Here is a 19,023-nt window from a genome sequence, read left to right as displayed (position 1 = left end):
TAGTTTGTTTTCATTAATATACTACAAGCAATTGAAATAATTGTTTAAAGTATAAATAAGTAGTATGTTTTATAACTTTGCAAGCGAAAACAGGTGAACTTCTATTTAAAAAAGAATAAATCCAAAACTAAGAACTGTTAAAAACTCAGTTCTGTAAATTCGTTTTCAACCCTTATATTTACAGCATAACAATCCTTTTTGATGAGCGAAGAAATAGAAAACAACATAAACGAAGAAAACAAACATACCGTAATTCCAATTAATGGGCTTTACGAAAACTGGTTCCTCGATTATGCTTCCTATGTAATTCTGGATCGCGCTGTACCACACATCAATGATGGCTTGAAACCGGTACAGCGACGTATCATGCATTCTCTAAAAGAGATGGATGATGGTCGTTTTAACAAGGCTGCCAATGTGATCGGGAATACGATGAAGTATCACCCACATGGTGATGCATCTATCGGTGATGCAATGGTGCAGATTGGCCAGAAAGATTTACTGATCGATTGCCAGGGTAACTGGGGCGACCCCATTACTGGTGATAATGCTGCTGCTCCACGTTATATTGAAGCACGATTGTCAAAATTTGCTAATGAAGTTGTCTTCAATGGTGATACTACGATCTGGCAATTGAGTTATGATGGGCGTAACAATGAGCCGGTTACCTTGCCGGTTAAATTCCCTTTGTTATTAGCGCAAGGTGCCGAGGGGATTGCTGTAGGCTTGGCAACCAAGGTTATGCCTCATAATTTTATCGAATTGCTTGATGCTTCAATAGAATCGTTACAAGGGCAACGTCCAAATATTTTACCTGATTTCTTTACAGGTGGGATGGCTGATTTTTCTGCCTATAATGAGGGAATGCGTGGTGGAAGAATTCGTGTACGAGCGAAGATTACTGAAAAGGACAAAAAAACGTTAGTCATCACTGAAATCCCTTTCAGCACAACTACGGGATCTGTTATTGATAGTATTTTATCTGCCAATGATAAAGGTAAAATCAAGATCAAGAAGATTGAAGATAATACTGCTGCAAATGTAGAGATTGTCATTCAGTTAGCACCAGGAATTTCTCCTGACGTAACCATTGATGCATTGTATGCTTTTACTTCTTGCGAAGTTTCTATTTCTCCGAATACTTGTATCATTAAGGATGAGAAGCCACAGTTTTTAAGTGTAAATGACATTCTAATCCAGAATGCCTTGCATACAAAAGCACTGTTGAAGAAAGAATTAGAAATTAAGTTACATGAGTTACAGGAAAAAATATTCTTTAGTTCCCTGTTAAAAATATTCATCCAGGAAGGGATGTATAAAAATGCAGAGTATGAGAATTCAGGTAATTTTGAAATAGTTGTAGAAGTATTAAATAAGTTATTTGATCCTTTTAAAGCCAGTCTGTATAGAGAGATTTTGCCGGAAGACTTTAAGAAGCTGATTGATAAACCAATGAGCAGCATCACCCGTTTTGACGTTAAGAAAGCGGATGATCAGATGAAGCTACTTTCCGACGAAATTAAAGTAGTTAAAAACCACTTGCGTCACTTAACGGATTATGCTATTGCCTGGTTCCAAAAGCTGAAAGATAAATACGGTAAAGGAAGAGAACGTAAAACTGAGATCCGTCTATTTGATCGGGTTGAGGCTTCTAAAGTGGCACTTGCCAATGTGAAATTATACTTAAATCGTGAGGATGGATTTATTGGTACAGGTCTTCGTAAGGATGAGTTTGTTGCTGATTGTTCTGACATAGACGAAATTATTGTTTTTAGAGAAGATGGAAAGTGTATTATCACTAAGGTAGCAGATAAAACATTTGTAGGTAAAGGAATTTTACATGCGCAGGTATTTAAAAAGGGGGATGAGCGTACGATTTATAATATGATTTATAAAGATGGTGCCAGTGGAATCTCTTATATCAAACGTTTTGCCGTGGTAGGTGTAACACGTGATAAAGAATACGATTTAACAAAGGGAAGTAAGGGGTCAAAAGTTTTATATTTTACAGCAAACCCTAACGGAGAAGCCGAAATTGTAACCGTTCAGCTTAAACCTCATACTAAGTTAAAGAAATTACAATTTGATTTAGACTTTGCTGAAATTGCTATTAAGGGCCGTGGATCTCAAGGGAATATTGTATCTAAATATCCTATTAAAAAGATTTTGCTCAAGAGTAAAGGAGTTTCTACATTGTCAGGATTAAAAATCTGGTATGATGACCTTTTAAGAAGGTTAAATGTAGATGGTCGTGGGAAATATCTGGGCGAATTTGATGGCGATGATAAAATCTTACAGGTACATAAGGACGGTTGGTATGAGCTGAGTACCTTTGAACTAAGTAATCATTTTGATGCAGACCTGGTATTGATTCAAAAGTTTGATCCTGAAAAACCTTTTGCTGTTGTACAGTATGAGGGTAAGGCGAAAAACTATTTTATAAAGAGATTTCTATTTGAATCTATTGGAGTTGGTAAAAAAGTAAGTTTGATTAGTGAAGAAAATGGTTCCAGATTCTTACACCTTACAAGTAATCCTGCGGCAGTCCTTACTGTAGACGTATTAAAAGGTAAAACTCAAATTCCTGAAACACTGGAAATTATTTTAGCTGATTTTATTGATGTAAAAGGGATAAAAGCTAACGGAAACAGGTTAAGTGCTCATGATGTGAAAAAGATCAGCATTTCTAATAATCAGGAAATAGAACCGGCAGATGATGCTAAAGCTGCTGATGCTGAAGAGTCAACTATTGACACTAATGATAGACCTGTGCAGAATGAAGATGTTCAGACTTTAAATGAGGATACAGCTCATGATGGTTTAGAAGCGGAGCCTGAAGATACGAAAGAAGATATGGTATCTTTATCTGACGCTGTTGATGAAAAACCTGAGCCAAAAATAAAGAAATCATTTGAGGTAAAACCTTTAGTTAAGGATGTGATCGAACCCGAAAATAAGTCTGCATCTAATATTGAAGAAAAAACTCCAATTATTGAAAAGCCGGGAACATCTGAAAAACCTAAAAAGGCTTGGGGAAGTCCTGCTTTGGAAAAGGCTGTGACAAAACCAACACCTGCTGAATCTACGCTGACTGAAACTCCGGACAAAACAATTTCAGCAGTTGAGCCTGAAAAGACGAAAACAGTAGTCAAGCCAGAGCCAAAGAAAGAGGAACCAAAAAAAGAAGAGAAACCTGCTAAGAAAATTGATTTTGAAATCACCAATCCCGATGATATTAAGATTGATGATAAGGGGCAGTTAGGATTCTTTTAATAAACAAGTTATTTTATATACTAGCGTTGCCTGGATTGTTGCGTAGGGTTTGTCCCTGCAGATGATCCACGCGGCGCTTGTTGCTTTTTAAATAACTCAAATCTTGTCGGTTGACTTTGTCTGGGCCATGAATTATTGCTCTCATCAATATCGGCGGTTTCACGATAAGGATCTATCTGAACTGATCTTACTTCTTTATCTTTCGCAAATACCTTAGTAACCTTATTCTCGTCCTTCCTCCATATATAAGCAGGAATGCGGTCAATTTCTTTACTTCCATCGACAAATGTCCATTCAATAATAATAGGCATCACTAATCCACCAATGTTGGAGAAGTCAAGCTCATAAAAATTCTTTTTGCTTTCATTGGCTACATTTAAGCTGTCCATTTTGTGATAACGAACATCATTTAAAGAAATGTCTACCGGATCTGTTCCAAAGAACCAGCCTCTCCAAAACCAGTCAAGGTCAACAGCCGATGCGTCTTCCATCGTCCTGAATAGGTCGGCAGGGGTAGGGTGCTTAAAAGCCCATCGCTTTGCATATTCTTTAAAGGCGTAGTCAAAGAGTGTTCTACCCATTACTGTTTCTCTTAAAATATTTAAAGCCGTAGCCGGTTTCGCATAGGCATTGGGTCCAAAGTTGATGATGTTTTCGGAGTTAGTCATGATAGGTTCCAACTGATCTTTAGGCATCTTCATGTAATCTGTAATCTTATGTGCTGGGCCGCGTTGAGATGGATAATTATTATCCCAGGCTTGTTCAGTCAGGTACTGACAAAATGTATTTAATCCTTCATCCATCCAAGACCATTGTCTCTCATCCGAATTTACAATCATTGGAAAAAAGTTATGTCCTACTTCATGTATAATGACACTGATCATTCCATGCTTTATAGCTTCGGTATAGGTTCCGTCTTTTTCAGCCCGGCCGTAGTTAAAACAGATCATTGGATACTCCATCCCATTTGCTGCTTCCACAGATATAGCAACAGGATACGGATAAGGTATAGTATGTTTAGAGTATTCTCTTAGAGTATGGTCAACAACTTTAGTAGAGTATTTATTGTAAAGCGGATAAGCTTCAGGACCATAGTAAGACATGGACATGATCTTTTTTCCATTGATGTGGGTAGCCATGGCATCCCAAACTAATCTACGTGATGATACCCAGGCAAAATCTCTTACATTTTCAGCTGTGTATGTCCATGTTTTTTTTGCAGACGATTTTTTGCTTATTGCAGATTGAACTTCTGAAAGATTAATAATTTCTATAGGTGCTTTTGCTGTTTGTGCTGCATTCCACCTTTTTAGACTTGTTGAGCTTAGTACCTGGGCATAATTCTGACATTCACCAGTTGCGCCCACAACATGATCTGCAGGAAGGGTCATATTAACTTTATAATTGCCAAAAGCCAGGGCAAATTCACCTCTTCCCTCAAACTGTTTATTTTGCCATCCCTGGAAATCAGAGTAAACAGCCATCCTTGGAAACCATTGTGTTATGGTAAACAGGTAATTGTCGTCCTCTGCAAAGTATTCATAACCGCCTCTGCCACCATCAATCATACGGTTAGCAATATTGTAATTCCAGGTTATTCTTAGCTTGTATTTTTGTTTGGGTTGCAAAGCCGAAGGGAGGTCAATACGCATCATGGTATTATTGATGGTATAAGGTAAAGCTGTTCCCTTCTCGTCCGTTACTTTTAGTATTTGAACGCCGAGGTTGTTTTCCGGATTAATTATATTATTTAAAGCTTTATAGTCCATTTGTTTGGATATTTTGCTTCTTTCAGTCAATTTGTTATCGCTGCTAGCCTTATGTTGATTCTCGTCGAGTTGTACCCATAAATAGCTTAAAGGATCAGGAGAATTGTTATAATAGGTAATGGTTTCAGAACCATTTAAGCGCAGATTCTTTTCATCCAGTTCAGCATCAATTTCGTAATCTGCCCTTTGCTGCCAATATGCGGGTCCTGGAGCTCCAGATGCAGATCTGTAAATGTTTGGGTCGGATATAATGGTACCAAGTTGCTCAAATTTGTTCCCATGATTGGACCCGGGATTATTTATGTGCTGAGCGAAAGCATTTGTACTAAATATTAAGACAATAAAAAATACAAGATTTTTAGTCATAGGGTGTGTTAGGTATTTATCTGATTATGAAATTAGCACAGCTAATCTTTCTGCTGCCATTACAAATGAAATCCCAAATATAGCCGATGAAAGAAAGAAATTATAATCCCATCGCTTAATTTTTACAATCCAAATCATAATGAAAGAGATTGTGATAATTCCCGCAACGATTAGAAGCTGACCGAATTCCAGACCTATGTTAAAAGCAAACAATTCGGTAGTTATACTGCTGCTTTTGCCAAGAAGGCTCTTTAGGTAATTAGAAAATCCTAAACCATGTATTAAGCCAAAAAATAAAGCCATAGAATATTTAAATTTTTGTCCTTTTGGTTTCTGTCTTTTACTAATGATGTTTGAAGCGGCGGTAATGAGGATGGTAACTGGAATAAGAAATTCAATTAATGGTGTGTTTACACTTATGACCTTAAATATACTTAAGGCTAATGTAATACTATGGCCAATGGTGAAAGCAGTTACCAGTATCAGTACTTTTTTCCAGTCAGAAATTGTATACATACTGCAAAGTACAATTATAAATAGGATATGATCATAACCTTGCCAATCTAAAATATGTTGCCAGCCTAACTGAAAATATAGGGGGAAATCCTGCATTGAATATTTTTGTAAATTCGCTAATTATTAAAGCAATATCCTTATTATAATTAATAAAAGCAAAATGCCGCAATTACTCTTACTTTTTTGGTTAAATATTTTTCATCCCTTTTATGTAAGTGTTACGGAGATTGTACATCATAAAAGTACAGGTACAGTACAGGTTAGCGTAAGGGTTTTCTTTGATGACTTTGAAAAAGTATTAGAGCGTAAGTACAAGAAGAAAGTTAATATTTTAAAGCCATCCAATAGAGAAGAAATAGAAAGCCTTATTGCAATATACATTAAAGATCATTTGAAAATTAAGGCAAACGGGAAAGCACTTGATTTAAAATTTCAGGGTTATGAAATAGAGGAAGATGCAGCCTGGTGTTATTTTGAAACTCCAAAAGTGAAAGCTATAAAAGAATTCCATATTGAGAATGATATTCTTTTTGATCAGCACTCATCACAGAGTAATATGATCCACGCAATTGTTGACGGCAAAAGGAAAAGTACTAAGCTCGATAACCCTAAAAAGGAAGTGATTTTTACCTATTGATATCTGGTCTGATCAGAATATTTCTACAGCAATTAATATGTATCTATTATGCTATTCTATTGGTCTGAGCAAAAGGATAGCAAAAGGGTAGCAAAACAATAGCAAAAGGATAGCAAAAGAAAAATAAAAAACAAAGGGCAGTTCAAACGGACTGCCCTTTGTTTTTTATTTTGATAAGAGACTCTATTCTTATTGGTATTGTATGTATATAGGTGCAGGTTTTAACTTTAGCAATTCTTCCGGAGTCATCAAACGATTTGGAGCTTTCTTAAGATCGTTTTTATAGAATAATTTAAAGCCTGTAAATTGAACCGGTTCTGAGTGGATAAAATGGCGGTAAGTGCCTTTTTTCAATTCAGGTTCTCCCCATCCATCCATGTGCATTACAATTTGTACTTCAGGACGCAGCTTAATGTTCTGATAGTTTGTTACCATCTTCCTTGTAAAGCGGTGTATTACAAAAACCTTAGGAGGTAAGTTGTATTTTTTTACCATGTCAGCAAGATATTGTGAAACATAATTGATGTCTGCAGCATCATAAGTGCCAATTTTGCGTCCAGGTATAGAGCCATCTTTCATGGAGAATTCAGGATCAATCCCTAAATGTACATAAGGCAATTGAAGATATTTTTCAATATGAGGTAACTCAGCTTTTATATTACTCAATGCAACCTGAAGATCTAAAAAGACAATTGTATTAGGGCGCATTTTAGAAATTGCTAAAACTGAATCAATCTGGCTATTAGCCATCCTGTTGATATATTTTCCATCTCTACCGGGAGTTCCACTTGCTACAGCTGCTATATAATGCAGGCCAGCTTGTACAGGTGTAGAAGGATCTGCCTTTTCCCAATGCTTAATTTCCGCATTTAGCTTACTCCACATTTCTTTAGGAGCATATTCGCCTAATGCGCCCATTTTCTTAGAGTGTAAATTACCATAATAAACCACAATACGTTTAAATGGAAGAATAGCTCCGGCTAATGGATAAGGCTGTTTTTTTACCGGCCATTTGCCAGTAGTGTCTCCGTTAGTAAGTTTTGTTAGTATGGCATTATATTTTGCAGTGTCAACTGGCGTACGACTTGTATCAGTAGGGGCTTCTGTTTCAACAGCAACCGTATCACCATCAGCTGTTATTTTTGTCTGTCCGTTAGCTTTTTTTGTATCTGAGGCGCAACTGGCCAATATGCCTAATGCAGTTGTGCTAATTAAAAGAATGCCTGCGAGGCGTGTTATTTTCATAGGTGTTTTTTAGCTAAAATGAATAAAAATATGAATGTAAATATTTGTTTTATTTAAAACTATTGAACTTGCCAAAAACCCCAAGTGGTAACTTAACACCCGATGTAGCTTGAAGATAAAGTTCACCTGTTTCCAGGTTTTTTACTTTAGGGAATGATGTTCTAATCAAGTTTTCTACTATTACAGAAGAAAATCCTAAAGAATAAGTGTTGAGTATTAAAAAGTGCTCTTCTTCATCCAATAATTGCACTACATCATGCATCATTTCCTGGATATGATCTTCAAGTTTCCATTTTTCACCATTGGGACCATGTCCAAATGCAGGAGGGTCTAAAATGATGCCATTATACTTTTTTCCTCTTTTTAATTCTCTCTTTACAAATTTTAAAGCATCTTCCAATACCCAACGAATGTCCTTTAGATTAGATAGTTCCTGGTTATCATTGGCCCAGTTTACAACTTGTTTTATCGAATCTACGTGAGTGGTATCTGCACCAGCAGCTTTAGCTACTAATGATGCTGCCCCGGTATAAGCAAATAGGTTCAATACTTTAGGACTAGGTGCTTTAATTTTTTTAACGCAAGAAGAAATGTAATCCCAGTTGACAGCCTGTTCAGGGAATACGCCAACATGTTTAAAAGATGTCAATCCAAGGCGCAGGTTAATGGTCACATCATCGTTAGTATATTGCACGTTCCATCTGTCCGGGATTTGGTTTGCAGTTTTGATCCATTCACCAGAAGTAGCCGATCGGCCTTTAAACCGGATATGTGTTTGTTTTTTCCATTCAGACTCCGATAGTGTTTTTTTCCAAACAGCTTGTGGCTCTGGTCTGGACAAAACTAAATTGCCAAAACGTTCCAGTTTCTCAAAATCACCACAATCAATTAACTCATAATCTTTCCAATGAGTGGGGGTTAGCAGGCTTATCATAAAAAAGTATATTAAAATTTCCCTTTTGCAGCCTTCATAAAGCGGCTGGCAAAAACAAAGTCGTTTAGTTCTTGAACATCAGTATGGGCTATTTCTTTATTAGAACCTTCCCAGAATTTTTTGCCTTCATGAAGGAACAATATATAATCGCCAATACCCATTACCGAGTTCATATCGTGAGTAACAACAATTGTTGTGGTATTGTATTCTTCAGTTATTTCCTTAATCAATTCATCAATTACAATTGATGTTTTTGGATCTAGTCCTGAATTCGGTTCATCGACAAAAAGATATTTTGGGTTCATGGCAATAGCACGTGCAATACCAACCCTTTTTTTCATACCACCAGAAAGTTCAGCTGGGAATAATTTGTTTTTCCCTTCCAGATTTACTCTTTTAAGACAAAAGTTAACTCTTTCAAGTTTTTCTTTACGGCTTTGTTCAGTAAACATATTTAAAGGGAACATGATGTTCTCCTCAACAGTCATAGAGTCAAAGAGTGCAGAACCTTGAAAAAGCATACCGATCTCTTTTCTGATCTCGATCTTTTCTTCAAAGTTCATATTAGTAAATTCTCTTTCATCGTATTCTACACTACCTTTCTCAGGGTGATGTAAACCGATCATACATTTTAGAAGAGTAGTTTTTCCAGATCCAGATCCACCGATGATCAAATTAGTTACCCCGGCCTCGAATTTCCCTGAGATACCTTTTAATACTTCATTGTCTCCAAAAGATTTATAAATGTCTTTAATCTCGATCATAGTAATAACTGGGTTATAAGGTAATCACAGGCAAGAATTGATATACAACTCACAACTACTGCTCTTGTACTTGCCTGAGCAACTTCGAGGGCTCCACCTTTTACATAAAAACCTTCGTAAGCAGGGACCGATGTAATGATGAAACCAAATACAAATGCCTTAACTAAAGCTACAACAATAGTATAGGGGTTAAAGTCGGTCGTAATACCTTGTACATATTCGGCAGGGGTCACAGCACCAGATAAGGTTCCACCAATATAGCCACCAGAAATACTTAAAAACATAGACATAATAACCAGAAATGGTACCATAGTAATGCCTGCAAGAATTTTAGGAAGGATTAAATAACCTGGTGAATTTATGCCCATAATTTCTAATGCATCAATTTGCTCACTTACACGCATTGTTCCAATCTCAGAAGAAATGGCGGAGCCTATTTTACCTGCTAGTACAATAGCTGTGATGGTTGGACTTAATTCAAGGATGCTGGAGTCACGGTTAACCGAGCCAATAATGGTTTTTGGAATTAAATCACTTACCAATTGGAAAGCGATCTGTAAAGTCATTACCGCACCAATAAAAGTAGATATAATAGCAATTAGCCCTATAGAACCAACGCCGATGAAGTCCATTTGTTTAAAAATGGCTTGTAAGTATATTTTAAATTTTTCAGGTCTTCTAAATACAGCCTTTAATAAAAGAAGGTATCTGCCAAAATTGGTGAAATTCATGCAATGAAAAATTAACTGTAGTATTTACGCAATAATAACACAAAGAAACAACAAAAAGTCGAAACCTGATAAGTTTGCCTTGTACAAACGGATTTAATAAGGAAACTATCAAATCTTTTGCCACAAAGTTTTTGGGGGATGACCTTTTTTGTATTATTGCGATACATTAATAGGTTTTTATAAATGAATGCAATTATAACCGGAGCAACTAAAGGCATAGGAAGAGCCATTGCGATTAAATTGGCCGAAAGCGGTTACAATTTAGCTATATGTTCAAGAAACAAATATGATATGGAACAATTTACTCAGGATCTGAATTATACCGGGGTAAAAATAATTGCGTTGCAGGCCGATTGTAGTGTTAAGCAAGAAGTATATGGTTTTTGCGATGAAGTAAAAGGACAAATGGGAACAATTGATGTACTCGTGAATAATGCTGGTACATATTTACCTGGAAGTCTGTTGGATGAAACGGATGATATTCTTCAGAAACAATTAGATTTAAACCTGAATGCAGCTTATTATTTGTCTAAATATTTCGGGAAAATGATGCGTGAGCGCAAGTCAGGGCATATTTTTAATATTTGTTCAATTGCGTCTAAAACTGTTGTAGAAAATGGAGGAAGTTACTCTGTAACTAAATCGGCTTTGTTAAGTCTTAATGATGTATTGAGAGCAGAACTATCAAAATACAATGTAAAGGTAACGGCCATATTACCAGGTTCTACTTTGACTTCTTCATGGGAAGGAACAGATATCCCAGCTGAGCGCTTTGTACAACCAGAAGATATAGCCAATGCATTATACACTATTTTAAACTTAAGTGCGGGTGTGAATGTTGATGAGATAGTTTTGAAACCATTACAGTTTTAAATTAACAGGAGGGAAATTATCATGGAAAAGAGATTATTTAGAAATGAACATGACAAAGTGATATCTGGCGTATCGTCGGGCATTGCTGAGTACATGGAGGTGGATGTAACCATTATCAGATTGCTATTTGTACTTTCAACTATATTTCTGGTGGGAACGGGAATATTGGTATATATTATTATGTGGATTGTAGTGCCGGTAAACAATGATCCTGCAGCAAGGTTTTCAAAATTTAATGATTATTTCAAAGATCAGAGTAATCCTTTTCAATCGCCTAAACCATTTAGTAGCCAGAAAAGCACAACTGAAAGTACAAAGCCTTATCAAAACTGGACTTCATCGACAGTTAAAGAGGATAATTTTGAGAGCTGGAAACAAACGGGTGAATTTAAGCCCTATCAAAAAAATAATGAAACAGGACGTACAGTTGCAGGTTTGTTCCTATTAGTAATTGGATTGTATTTTCTGATGAATGAATTTGGCATGATTCCATTTTGGTTTCAGCTAACTAAATTATGGCCGCTTTTATTTGTAGCAATCGGAGCCAGTTTTATCCTTAAATCTAAAAATAAAAATGCCTGGGAAAGCTGGAAAGAACAGAATGCCAAACAGCCTGTGAATTCAGAACAAAACCCTGTTGCAAGTGCTGAAAAACAAGCTGAACCTGTTGCGTCTGAAAATGCTGCTACACCTGATACGTCGTCAGATCAGGCTGCAGATAATGAAACAAATGATCCGTCAACTAAAAAAGACATATAGTTATGAAACTGGATAGAATAATGTGGGGTATAGTCCTGCTTTTTATAGGAGGGGTGCTTTTATTGGAGAATTTTGACGTCATAGATTTTTATTGGCGTAGTGTATGGCGCTTTTGGCCTATATTTCTGATCATTGCAGGGGTTAATATCTTATTCAATAAAAATAAGTCTCAGATAGGTGGGGTTGTATCAATTGCTATATTAATTATTACACTAATTCTCCTATTTTTTAAAGGCCAGCAATCGCCAGCGCATAAAAATAGAGTAACAGAACGTTTTGAAGAAAGGATAGAGTCGCATGAAACCGAAGATACTAATGAGCAACATTTGTATTTGCCCTATGCTAATGATTCGACCGCAAAACGAACTGTTCTTAATATTTCGGGTGGGGGTACATCTTTTGATCTTAAGGGAAGTACAGATAGCCTGATCTCAGCGAGAATAAGTCCTCCAGGTGAAAAGTTTTTATTGGTAAATAATTTCACTAAGGATAGCGTAAACATATTAGACCTGAAGATGGCCAGGAAAGGTAAATGGAATGGGGGAGATAATAACGTGGATATTAAATTAAACGTTAAACCAATCTGGGAGTTCCATGTGAATATGGGGGCTGGAGAGATTGATTTTGATCTGAGAAATTACAAGGTACGGGAGTTCAATTTTGACGGAGGGGCAGCTGCACTTGATGTGAAGTTAGGGGCTTTGCTTCCAGTTACAGATGTAAATGTCAAAACGGGAGTTGCCGAAGTGAAAATTAAAATTCCTTCAGAATCGGGATGTCAGATCAGAGCAAAAACAGGTTTGTCTGCTAAAGAGTTTCCTGGTTTCGTTAAGTTGAGTGATAATACCTACGAGACTCCAAATTATAAAGGATCAAAAAATAAAATATTTATTAATTTTGATGGTGGGCTGAGTAGTTTTGAGGTAAATAGATATTAAACCTCGGGTCGGAACACGACGAACTACATCGATATGGATAATAATATTAAATACACGGTTGTTGTAAATGGTAAACCTGAGGGGCCATATCAATTAGAAGAATTAAGAAGATTAAATATCCAACCTGGAACCTTTATAAGGAAAGTAGGAATGGATGATTATAAAGAAGCTCACGAGTTACCTGAACTACGTGAGCTTCTTGGTTTTACATATCAGGTTACTGCACCGCAGTATTTTGCTTCATTTGATCAGCGATTGCTGGCATTAGTTATTGATTATTTTTTATTGCTATGTGCCTACGTAATACTTGCATTGTTAAGCTTTATTGTGATAGAGGAAAAAGGACAGCGAATGATGCTTGCACTTTCGGGATTGCCACTTATTCCTATTGCAAAGTATATCTATGGTGTTTTTGCTGAATCGTCTGAAAAACAAGGGACTATAGGTAAAATGTTGCTTCGTATAAAAATCACTGATATGGAAGGGCGGAGAATTACAATCGGGAAATCTTTTGGAAGGAATACTGCTAAGATTTTTTCAATATTGCCACTGTTTATTGGTTATCTGTATTGCTTTTTAAACAAAAAGCAACAATGCTTTCATGATATCATTGCTAATACATTGGTTGTAAAAGAGCGGCTCATCTGACATTACAGTTATAAACATAATCTTTATCTTTGTGTCAGATTTACAAATGATGGAAGAAATAGTTGGTCAACAAGCGCTAAGAAATGTATTACAAGGTGGGTATTGTAACAGTTTAACAAAGTATTCCAGGTTCTTGACAAGGGAGGTTTCCATTGGAGATGTTCCTATGGGTGGCTTTAATCCAATCCGAATTCAATCTATGACCACTACTGATACCATGGATACCATCGGTACAGTAGAGCAAACCATTAGAATGGTAAATTCTGGCTGTGAATATGTGCGTATTACAGCCCCAAGTATGAAAGAAGCTAATAATCTGGCTAATATTAAAAAGGAACTGCGCTTACGAGGCTTTAATGTACCCTTGGTTGCAGACATCCACTTTACACCAAATGCAGCAGAGGCTGCAGCCCGTATTGTTGAAAAGGTTAGGGTGAATCCAGGCAATTATGCCGATAAAAAAAGATTCGAAAATATAGAATATACTCAGCAGGCATATCAAGCTGAGCTGGATCGCATATATAAGAAATTTACTCCTTTAGTAAAGATTTGTAAGGAATATGGTACAGCCATGCGGATAGGTACCAATCATGGTTCACTATCTGACCGGATCATGAGCCATTATGGAGATACTCCACGTGGAATGGTAGAGTCTGCAATGGAGTTTATCCGAATGTGCGAAGATCTGAATTATTATAACCTGGTAATCTCTATGAAAGCTAGTAATACGCAGGTAATGGTACAGGCGTACCGTCTGCTTGTGGAAACCATGGTAAAAGAAGGGATGAATTATCCGCTACATCTCGGTGTGACAGAGGCTGGTGATGGTGAAGATGGCAGGATAAAATCAGCTGTAGGTATTGGTACTTTACTTGAAGATGGATTGGGGGATACCATCAGAGTGTCTTTAACAGAAGATCCGGAATTTGAAGCACCGGTAGCAAAAGCGCTTGCTTTAAGATATGAACAGCGAACCACATTGTCTGAGGAGCAGGATCGCCTTAATGAAGAGACTGGGATCGAAATCAAAGATCTTCCATATAGCCCATATGAATATAGCCGTAGGCAAAGTATTTCAGTACAGCACATTGGCGGACATTCCCATCCGGTAGTGATGCTTGATGTGAGTTCGGAAAACTTAAAAGATCCTTATTTTTTATCGGCTGTTGGATATTCATATAGTGCTGGTCTTGATAAATATAATATGGCAGATCAGGCTTGTGATATTGTATATCTTGGTGATCAGCTTCCTTCTTTCTCTTTTCCAGGAAATTTGAAGCAGGTTTATAATTATGCCACCTGGATCTCATTAAAAGATAAGAATAATTGTCATCCGCTACTTAGTTATAAGGAATACCTTGATGCTGATATTAAGGATGATTATTTGAATCTGGTTAGGGTTGATGCCACTGAGCAGGTTGATTTTTCAATGCTGAAAGGAAATATTGTCCTGTTGCTGGAAACCAATGTAGTTCATGGCATGGCTGCTCAAAGGGCCTTTTTTATAGATCTGGTGAAAAATAATATTCAAGTTCCTGTAATTATCAAAAGAACTTATGAAGGACTAAGCGCAGATGACCTTATGCTGCATGCTGCCAGTGATTTAGGTGCTCTACTTACTGATGGTTTTGGTGATGGTATTTGGATTAGTACTGATAAAACAATTGGGTTGTCATTAATCAACTCTACAAGTTTCGGTATTTTACAGGCAACACGTACGCGTATTTCTAAAACTGAATATATTTCTTGTCCCAGCTGCGGGCGGACCTTGTTTGATTTGCAGGAAACTACGCAAATGATCCGTTCACGTACTGATCATTTAAAAGGGATTAAGATTGGTATTATGGGTTGTATAGTAAATGGCCCTGGAGAGATGGCAGACGCTGATTATGGCTATGTTGGAACGGGACCTGATAAGATAACACTCTATAGAGGTAAGGAAGTTGTAAAGAAAAATGTAAATGCCGCACGTGCGCTGGATGACTTAATCGAGTTGATTAAGGAAGATGGTAACTGGGTACAAAAATAACCATTCTCATCAAAGTCTGGCACCTTTTGCTGAAGGGCAAAAGCGCCTTAGGCCTTTTCTGAGAAGGTGATTTTTGTTTCAAACATTGTGCAGTGTAGGTAAAACAAAAATCCGGAATACATTTTTGAAAATGTATTCCGGATTTTTGCTTTTTTGGTCTTTTTATTAAGCGCTAAACATTAATTCTTGTTCTTTGTTCCTGGATAATTGCGCTTTACTCTTTAAGTCTTGATCTCTAGAACCATTGAAGTAAATTTCCTTAAAATTCATGGTTTTAGTTGTGTCAATTCTTCTATGGAATGATTCAGGATTAATATGTTCAGGCGTTGCAAAACCGCAAGCTTCCATCAGCTCTACTGTTGCGTGAATTGTGTTTTTATGGAAGTTGGCAACCCTGTGCTTCTTATCAGTCACATCAATACCTTTAAATAAGCTCTTGTCTTGGGTTGCAATACCTACAGGACATTTTCCACTGTCGCATTTTAAGGCTTGTATGCAACCTAATGCCATCATCATCCCTCTTGCGCTATAACATGCATCAGCTCCCAGAGCTAAAGCTTTCATAATATCAAAGCCTGTAATGATTTTTCCTGAAGCCAATATTTTAATCTGACCTCTTAATCCGAATTTAGTTAACGATTCACTTACAAAAGCTAATGCATCCATTAATGGCATACCTACATAGTCTGTATATTCCAATGGTGCAGCACCTGTTCCTCCTTCGGCTCCATCGATGGTAATGAAATCAGGTGTAATACCTGTTTCAATCATAGCTTTACAGATATCAGTAAACTCATTTCTGCTGCCGACACACAGTTTAAACCCAATAGGTTTACCATCTGATAATTTGCGTAATTGTTCTACAAAATGCATTAAACCTAAGGCGTCATTAAAAGTGCTATGTGCAGGTGGAGATATCACCGTTGTGCCAGCTACCACGTTTCTTATTTCGGCTATCTCCGGGGTATTTTTAGCCGCAGGTAAAATTCCTCCATGGCCTGGTTTTGCGCCTTGTGAAAGCTTGATCTCGATCATTTTTACATAGGTTCGTCTGGAATTTTTCTGAAACAATGAAGCATCGAAATTTCCATCATTGTCTCTACATCCAAAGTATCCTGTTCCAATTTGCCAAATCAGGTCACCACCACCTTTAACGTGGTGCGGGCTGATGCCACCTTCACCAGTATTATGTGCAAAACCATTCAATTTAGCTCCATGACTTAAAGACATGATGGCTGTTTTACTCAAAGCGCCAAAACTCATTGCTCCAATATTTAGAATGCTCATGTCGTAAGGTTGCGTGCAGTCTTTACTTCCAACTTTAACTCTCAAATCAGTTTTAGTCAGTTTTTTGGGGTAAATACTATGTGAAACCCATTCGTATCCTTGTAAATAAGGATCAACCTGCATCCCGAAAGCCACAGTTTCCCGCTCATTTTTTGCTCTTTGGTAAACGATTGATCTTTGTCTCCTGTTAAACGGTTTTCCATCTAACTCTGATTCAAAGAAGTATTGACGCATTTCAGGTCTGATGGATTCAAAAAAGTAACGCAATCGGCCTATCACAGGATAGTTTCGTAAAACGGCATGTTTAGATTGAAAGCGATCATAACCTACTGCAGTTATTATTATTAACGGAAGTGCTATTAAAAGGTAAAATGAAGAAGCCTGATAAAAGGCAGCTATAATAAGTGCGACTGTTCCTGATAAAGCAATCCAAAGCAGTGTCTTTCCGATAATTGAACGAATTTTGTGATTTTCCATAATTTTATAATGGTGTGCTATCCAGTGATCTAAAAAAAATAGCGGTGAAAGCCCAAAGGGGGGCAACTGATAATGTTTTGATATAGTAAGATTAGACCCCGAATCTAATAATTGCCGTTAACTGATTCGGGGCTAAGATCATAAAGTCTTTTGCGAAATTGGAATTCATTTGGCAAATCTCGCTATGTTATTTAACATAATCAAAAAAATACACCTATAAAATTATATTTTTATTAATTTAATAAGAAAGGGAAATCAATGGTTACAAGATGTTAGGGAATACCGGATAAAAATTGAATAATCGTAAAGTTTCAGGTAAAGATATTTAGTCTCTGTTCCAAAATGCAGGAGGTTCCACGCCTAAACTGCGAAGATATACGGTTCCTTGTGCGCGGTGGTGAATTTCATTGTCGATAAAATATAGGATAGAAGAAAAAACTTGTCCCTCATACTGACCAAAAACTACAGTGTTTTCCTGAAAACGCTCTTGTGTAATTTGTGGCCAGTAGGTGTTGATCTCGTCAGTTCCCTGATCAAATAATTTAAGCAATGCCTCTTTTGAACGATATGCTTCTTCAACTTTATGTTCGTTAAATCCGCCAGTATTTTCCCAGTTGTCGGTTGCAATTCCTCTTATACCCGGACCAGAAATATCAATGATTTCTTTGATCATGTCTGCAAAAGGACGCATTCCTCCTATACTATAATCAAATAATTTATCATTAGGAAAAGCTTCAATTACGCGACGGGTAAGACGGCGGTGTCCCATCCATTGATTTAAAATATCTTCTGCCGAAGCGAAATAAGTGGTTTCAGTTGCAATGGTGTTAGTGTTTTGAGTTGTCATGACTAAAATTTTAAATGTTCAACAATTTTGTTTGCTGATACAAATAAAAACAGTGCTACTGACAACCCTATGGCAGTCTGATTTTGAGTTACAAATTATTTAATCATGAAATAAATTTCAGAGTTTTTTCAACGACTTCTTTTAACTGATCCGGTAATTCTGCAGATGTATATGGGTGTGAAGCTCCATAAACGTGATTAGCTCCTTCAATCTTCTGTATTTTTGCACTTAATTGTTGCTGTGCCAATTCTTGAGCAACACTGAAAGCAACATTAATATCGTCGTCTCCATGGAGGATTAACCATGGGATACTGATATTTTTGGAAGCTTTTTTAATGTCAAAGGCCTCCTTATGTTCTTTGTAATCTTTAAGTAAGGTGCTGTTTAGCGGCATTTTCTCTTTAGTTCGTGCATTTTCAACAAAAATTTTTCCGGTTTTAATCCAGTTTTCTTCCTGCTCTTCTTTCCACAAACTGGAGAAATCAGAAATAGCAGACCAGGTAATTAGTTTGCTGATACGTTTATCTTTTGCTGCCTGAATAATTGCAAGCCCAGCTCCACGACTATGACCAATCAGAATAATTGGTATTGAGGGAAACGTTTCATAGACATAAGTTACCACTGTTTCCACATCTGTTAATTCAAAACTAATGGTGTTTGATGCAAAAGCTTCAAGGTCAGTTACATCATTCATGTTGTTTTTAGTTACTCCACTATGTGAAAGATTAAATTTTATAAATCTGTAACCTGATGAAGCAAAAAAAGCAGCCGTTAAGTGATGAGCTCCCCAATCTTTAAACCCTTTAAAGCCATGAACGAAAATTATAGTGCCTGAATTTGTGAGTTTATCATCATAGGTACAATCCCCAAATATTGGTTTTTCTTCTGCACCATGCAATATAAAAGTGTCTGTTTTAATCATATCTGCCT

At 36.8% G+C, this 19,023-nt stretch carries 16 protein-coding genes; 7 read left to right on the top strand and 9 right to left on the bottom strand.

Annotation, left to right across the window (positions count from 1 at the left end; genetic code table 11):
- Positions 1–201 precede the first annotated feature (201 nt).
- Positions 202–3,273, top strand: coding sequence for a DNA gyrase/topoisomerase IV subunit A (locus ABDJ41_RS09825; protein ID WP_349785797.1), 3,072 nt, complete (start codon positions 202–204; stop codon positions 3,271–3,273).
- Positions 3,274–3,293: 20 nt separating this feature from the next.
- On the opposite strand, the gene ABDJ41_RS09820 is transcribed toward ABDJ41_RS09825, so the two are convergent.
- Positions 3,294–5,408 (bottom strand): M1 family metallopeptidase, encoded by a 2,115-nt coding sequence (locus tag ABDJ41_RS09820; protein WP_349785796.1) that lies wholly within the window; start codon positions 5,406–5,408, stop codon positions 3,294–3,296.
- Positions 5,409–5,432: 24 nt separating this feature from the next.
- Positions 5,433–6,020 (bottom strand): HupE/UreJ family protein, encoded by a 588-nt coding sequence (locus tag ABDJ41_RS09815; RefSeq protein WP_349785795.1) that lies wholly within the window; start codon positions 6,018–6,020, stop codon positions 5,433–5,435.
- A gap of 64 nt (positions 6,021–6,084) precedes the next feature.
- On the opposite strand from ABDJ41_RS09815, the gene ABDJ41_RS09810 reads away from it, so the two are divergent.
- Positions 6,085–6,561 (top strand): DUF6702 family protein, encoded by a 477-nt coding sequence (locus ABDJ41_RS09810; RefSeq protein ID WP_349785794.1) that lies wholly within the window; start codon positions 6,085–6,087, stop codon positions 6,559–6,561.
- A 189-nt stretch (positions 6,562–6,750) separates the two neighbouring features.
- Here the strand turns inward: ABDJ41_RS09810 and ABDJ41_RS09805 are convergent, their stop codons facing one another.
- From ABDJ41_RS09805 to ABDJ41_RS09790, 4 genes are read right to left on the bottom strand one after another with little or no spacing between them, the layout of a single operon-like run.
- Positions 6,751–7,806, bottom strand: coding sequence for a hypothetical protein (locus ABDJ41_RS09805; RefSeq protein WP_349785793.1), 1,056 nt, complete (start codon positions 7,804–7,806; stop codon positions 6,751–6,753).
- A gap of 49 nt (positions 7,807–7,855) precedes the next feature.
- Positions 7,856–8,740 carry a class I SAM-dependent methyltransferase gene (locus ABDJ41_RS09800; RefSeq protein ID WP_349785792.1) on the bottom strand — a complete coding sequence of 295 codons (885 nt, stop codon included), beginning with the start codon at positions 8,738–8,740 and terminating at the stop codon, positions 7,856–7,858.
- Positions 8,741–8,751: 11 nt separating this feature from the next.
- Positions 8,752–9,504 (bottom strand): ABC transporter ATP-binding protein, encoded by a 753-nt coding sequence (locus ABDJ41_RS09795; protein ID WP_349785791.1) that lies wholly within the window; start codon positions 9,502–9,504, stop codon positions 8,752–8,754.
- A complete protein-coding gene (locus ABDJ41_RS09790; RefSeq protein WP_349785790.1) occupies positions 9,501–10,235 on the bottom strand; it encodes an MlaE family ABC transporter permease in 735 nt (244 codons plus the stop codon). The genes ABDJ41_RS09795 and ABDJ41_RS09790 overlap by 4 nt, the downstream gene beginning before the upstream one ends.
- Before the next feature lie 183 nt (positions 10,236–10,418).
- On the opposite strand from ABDJ41_RS09790, the gene ABDJ41_RS09785 reads away from it, so the two are divergent.
- Genes ABDJ41_RS09785 through ispG form a run of 5 tightly spaced genes read left to right on the top strand, consistent with a single transcriptional unit; the run spans position 10,419 to position 15,482 of the window.
- A complete protein-coding gene (locus tag ABDJ41_RS09785) occupies positions 10,419–11,108 on the top strand; it encodes an SDR family oxidoreductase (protein ID WP_349785789.1) in 690 nt (229 codons plus the stop codon).
- Positions 11,109–11,129: 21 nt separating this feature from the next.
- Positions 11,130–11,867: a PspC domain-containing protein gene (locus ABDJ41_RS09780; RefSeq protein ID WP_349785788.1), complete on the top strand. Its 738-nt coding sequence runs from the start codon at positions 11,130–11,132 to the stop codon at positions 11,865–11,867.
- 2 nt (positions 11,868–11,869) lie between these two features.
- Positions 11,870–12,805, top strand: coding sequence for a toast rack family protein (locus tag ABDJ41_RS09775; RefSeq protein WP_349785787.1), 936 nt, complete (start codon positions 11,870–11,872; stop codon positions 12,803–12,805).
- A 33-nt stretch (positions 12,806–12,838) separates the two neighbouring features.
- A complete protein-coding gene (locus tag ABDJ41_RS09770) occupies positions 12,839–13,453 on the top strand; it encodes an RDD family protein (protein WP_349785785.1) in 615 nt (204 codons plus the stop codon).
- A gap of 46 nt (positions 13,454–13,499) precedes the next feature.
- On the top strand, positions 13,500–15,482 hold the full coding sequence (ispG, locus tag ABDJ41_RS09765; protein ID WP_502930328.1) for a (E)-4-hydroxy-3-methylbut-2-enyl-diphosphate synthase: 1,983 nt from the start codon (positions 13,500–13,502) through the stop codon (positions 15,480–15,482).
- A gap of 165 nt (positions 15,483–15,647) precedes the next feature.
- Here ispG and ABDJ41_RS09760 read toward each other — a convergent pair whose 3' ends face one another.
- The 3 genes from ABDJ41_RS09760 to ABDJ41_RS09750 all read right to left on the bottom strand — a co-directional run bounded on the left by ABDJ41_RS09760 (position 15,648) and on the right by ABDJ41_RS09750 (position 19,015).
- Positions 15,648–17,246, bottom strand: a complete 1,599-nt coding sequence (locus tag ABDJ41_RS09760; RefSeq protein ID WP_349785784.1) for an FMN-binding glutamate synthase family protein — start codon at positions 17,244–17,246, stop codon at positions 15,648–15,650.
- 325 nt (positions 17,247–17,571) lie between these two features.
- Positions 17,572–18,093: a DinB family protein gene (locus tag ABDJ41_RS09755; protein ID WP_349785783.1), complete on the bottom strand. Its 522-nt coding sequence runs from the start codon at positions 18,091–18,093 to the stop codon at positions 17,572–17,574.
- A 103-nt stretch (positions 18,094–18,196) separates the two neighbouring features.
- Positions 18,197–19,015, bottom strand: coding sequence for an alpha/beta hydrolase (locus ABDJ41_RS09750; RefSeq protein ID WP_349785782.1), 819 nt, complete (start codon positions 19,013–19,015; stop codon positions 18,197–18,199).
- Positions 19,016–19,023: the final 8 nt, after the last annotated feature.

This window comes from Pedobacter sp. ASV1-7, from assembly GCF_040203335.1.
Taxonomy (GTDB): Bacteria; Bacteroidota; Bacteroidia; order Sphingobacteriales; family Sphingobacteriaceae; genus Pedobacter.
The sequence above is the reverse complement of the archived record's forward strand: the minus strand, read 5'-3'. Positions and strand labels throughout refer to the sequence as shown.

Excerpts from the sequence above, each read along its gene's own strand:
- ABDJ41_RS09825 (WP_349785797.1), top strand. The coding sequence starts at position 202 with ATGAGCGAAGAAATAGAAAACAACATAAACGAAGAAAACAAACATACC.
- ABDJ41_RS09820 (WP_349785796.1), bottom strand. The coding sequence starts at position 5,408 with ATGACTAAAAATCTTGTATTTTTTATTGTCTTAATATTTAGTACAAAT.
- ABDJ41_RS09815 (WP_349785795.1), bottom strand. The coding sequence starts at position 6,020 with ATGCAGGATTTCCCCCTATATTTTCAGTTAGGCTGGCAACATATTTTA.
- ABDJ41_RS09810 (WP_349785794.1), top strand. The coding sequence starts at position 6,085 with ATGCCGCAATTACTCTTACTTTTTTGGTTAAATATTTTTCATCCCTTT.
- ABDJ41_RS09805 (WP_349785793.1), bottom strand. The coding sequence starts at position 7,806 with ATGAAAATAACACGCCTCGCAGGCATTCTTTTAATTAGCACAACTGCA.
- ABDJ41_RS09800 (WP_349785792.1), bottom strand. The coding sequence starts at position 8,740 with ATGATAAGCCTGCTAACCCCCACTCATTGGAAAGATTATGAGTTAATT.
- ABDJ41_RS09795 (WP_349785791.1), bottom strand. The coding sequence starts at position 9,504 with ATGATCGAGATTAAAGACATTTATAAATCTTTTGGAGACAATGAAGTA.
- ABDJ41_RS09790 (WP_349785790.1), bottom strand. The coding sequence starts at position 10,235 with ATGAATTTCACCAATTTTGGCAGATACCTTCTTTTATTAAAGGCTGTA.
- ABDJ41_RS09785 (WP_349785789.1), top strand. The coding sequence starts at position 10,419 with ATGAATGCAATTATAACCGGAGCAACTAAAGGCATAGGAAGAGCCATT.
- ABDJ41_RS09780 (WP_349785788.1), top strand. The coding sequence starts at position 11,130 with ATGGAAAAGAGATTATTTAGAAATGAACATGACAAAGTGATATCTGGC.
- ABDJ41_RS09775 (WP_349785787.1), top strand. The coding sequence starts at position 11,870 with ATGAAACTGGATAGAATAATGTGGGGTATAGTCCTGCTTTTTATAGGA.
- ABDJ41_RS09770 (WP_349785785.1), top strand. The coding sequence starts at position 12,839 with ATGGATAATAATATTAAATACACGGTTGTTGTAAATGGTAAACCTGAG.
- ispG (WP_502930328.1), top strand. The coding sequence starts at position 13,500 with ATGATGGAAGAAATAGTTGGTCAACAAGCGCTAAGAAATGTATTACAA.
- ABDJ41_RS09760 (WP_349785784.1), bottom strand. The coding sequence starts at position 17,246 with ATGGAAAATCACAAAATTCGTTCAATTATCGGAAAGACACTGCTTTGG.
- ABDJ41_RS09755 (WP_349785783.1), bottom strand. The coding sequence starts at position 18,093 with ATGACAACTCAAAACACTAACACCATTGCAACTGAAACCACTTATTTC.
- ABDJ41_RS09750 (WP_349785782.1), bottom strand. The coding sequence starts at position 19,015 with ATGATTAAAACAGACACTTTTATATTGCATGGTGCAGAAGAAAAACCA.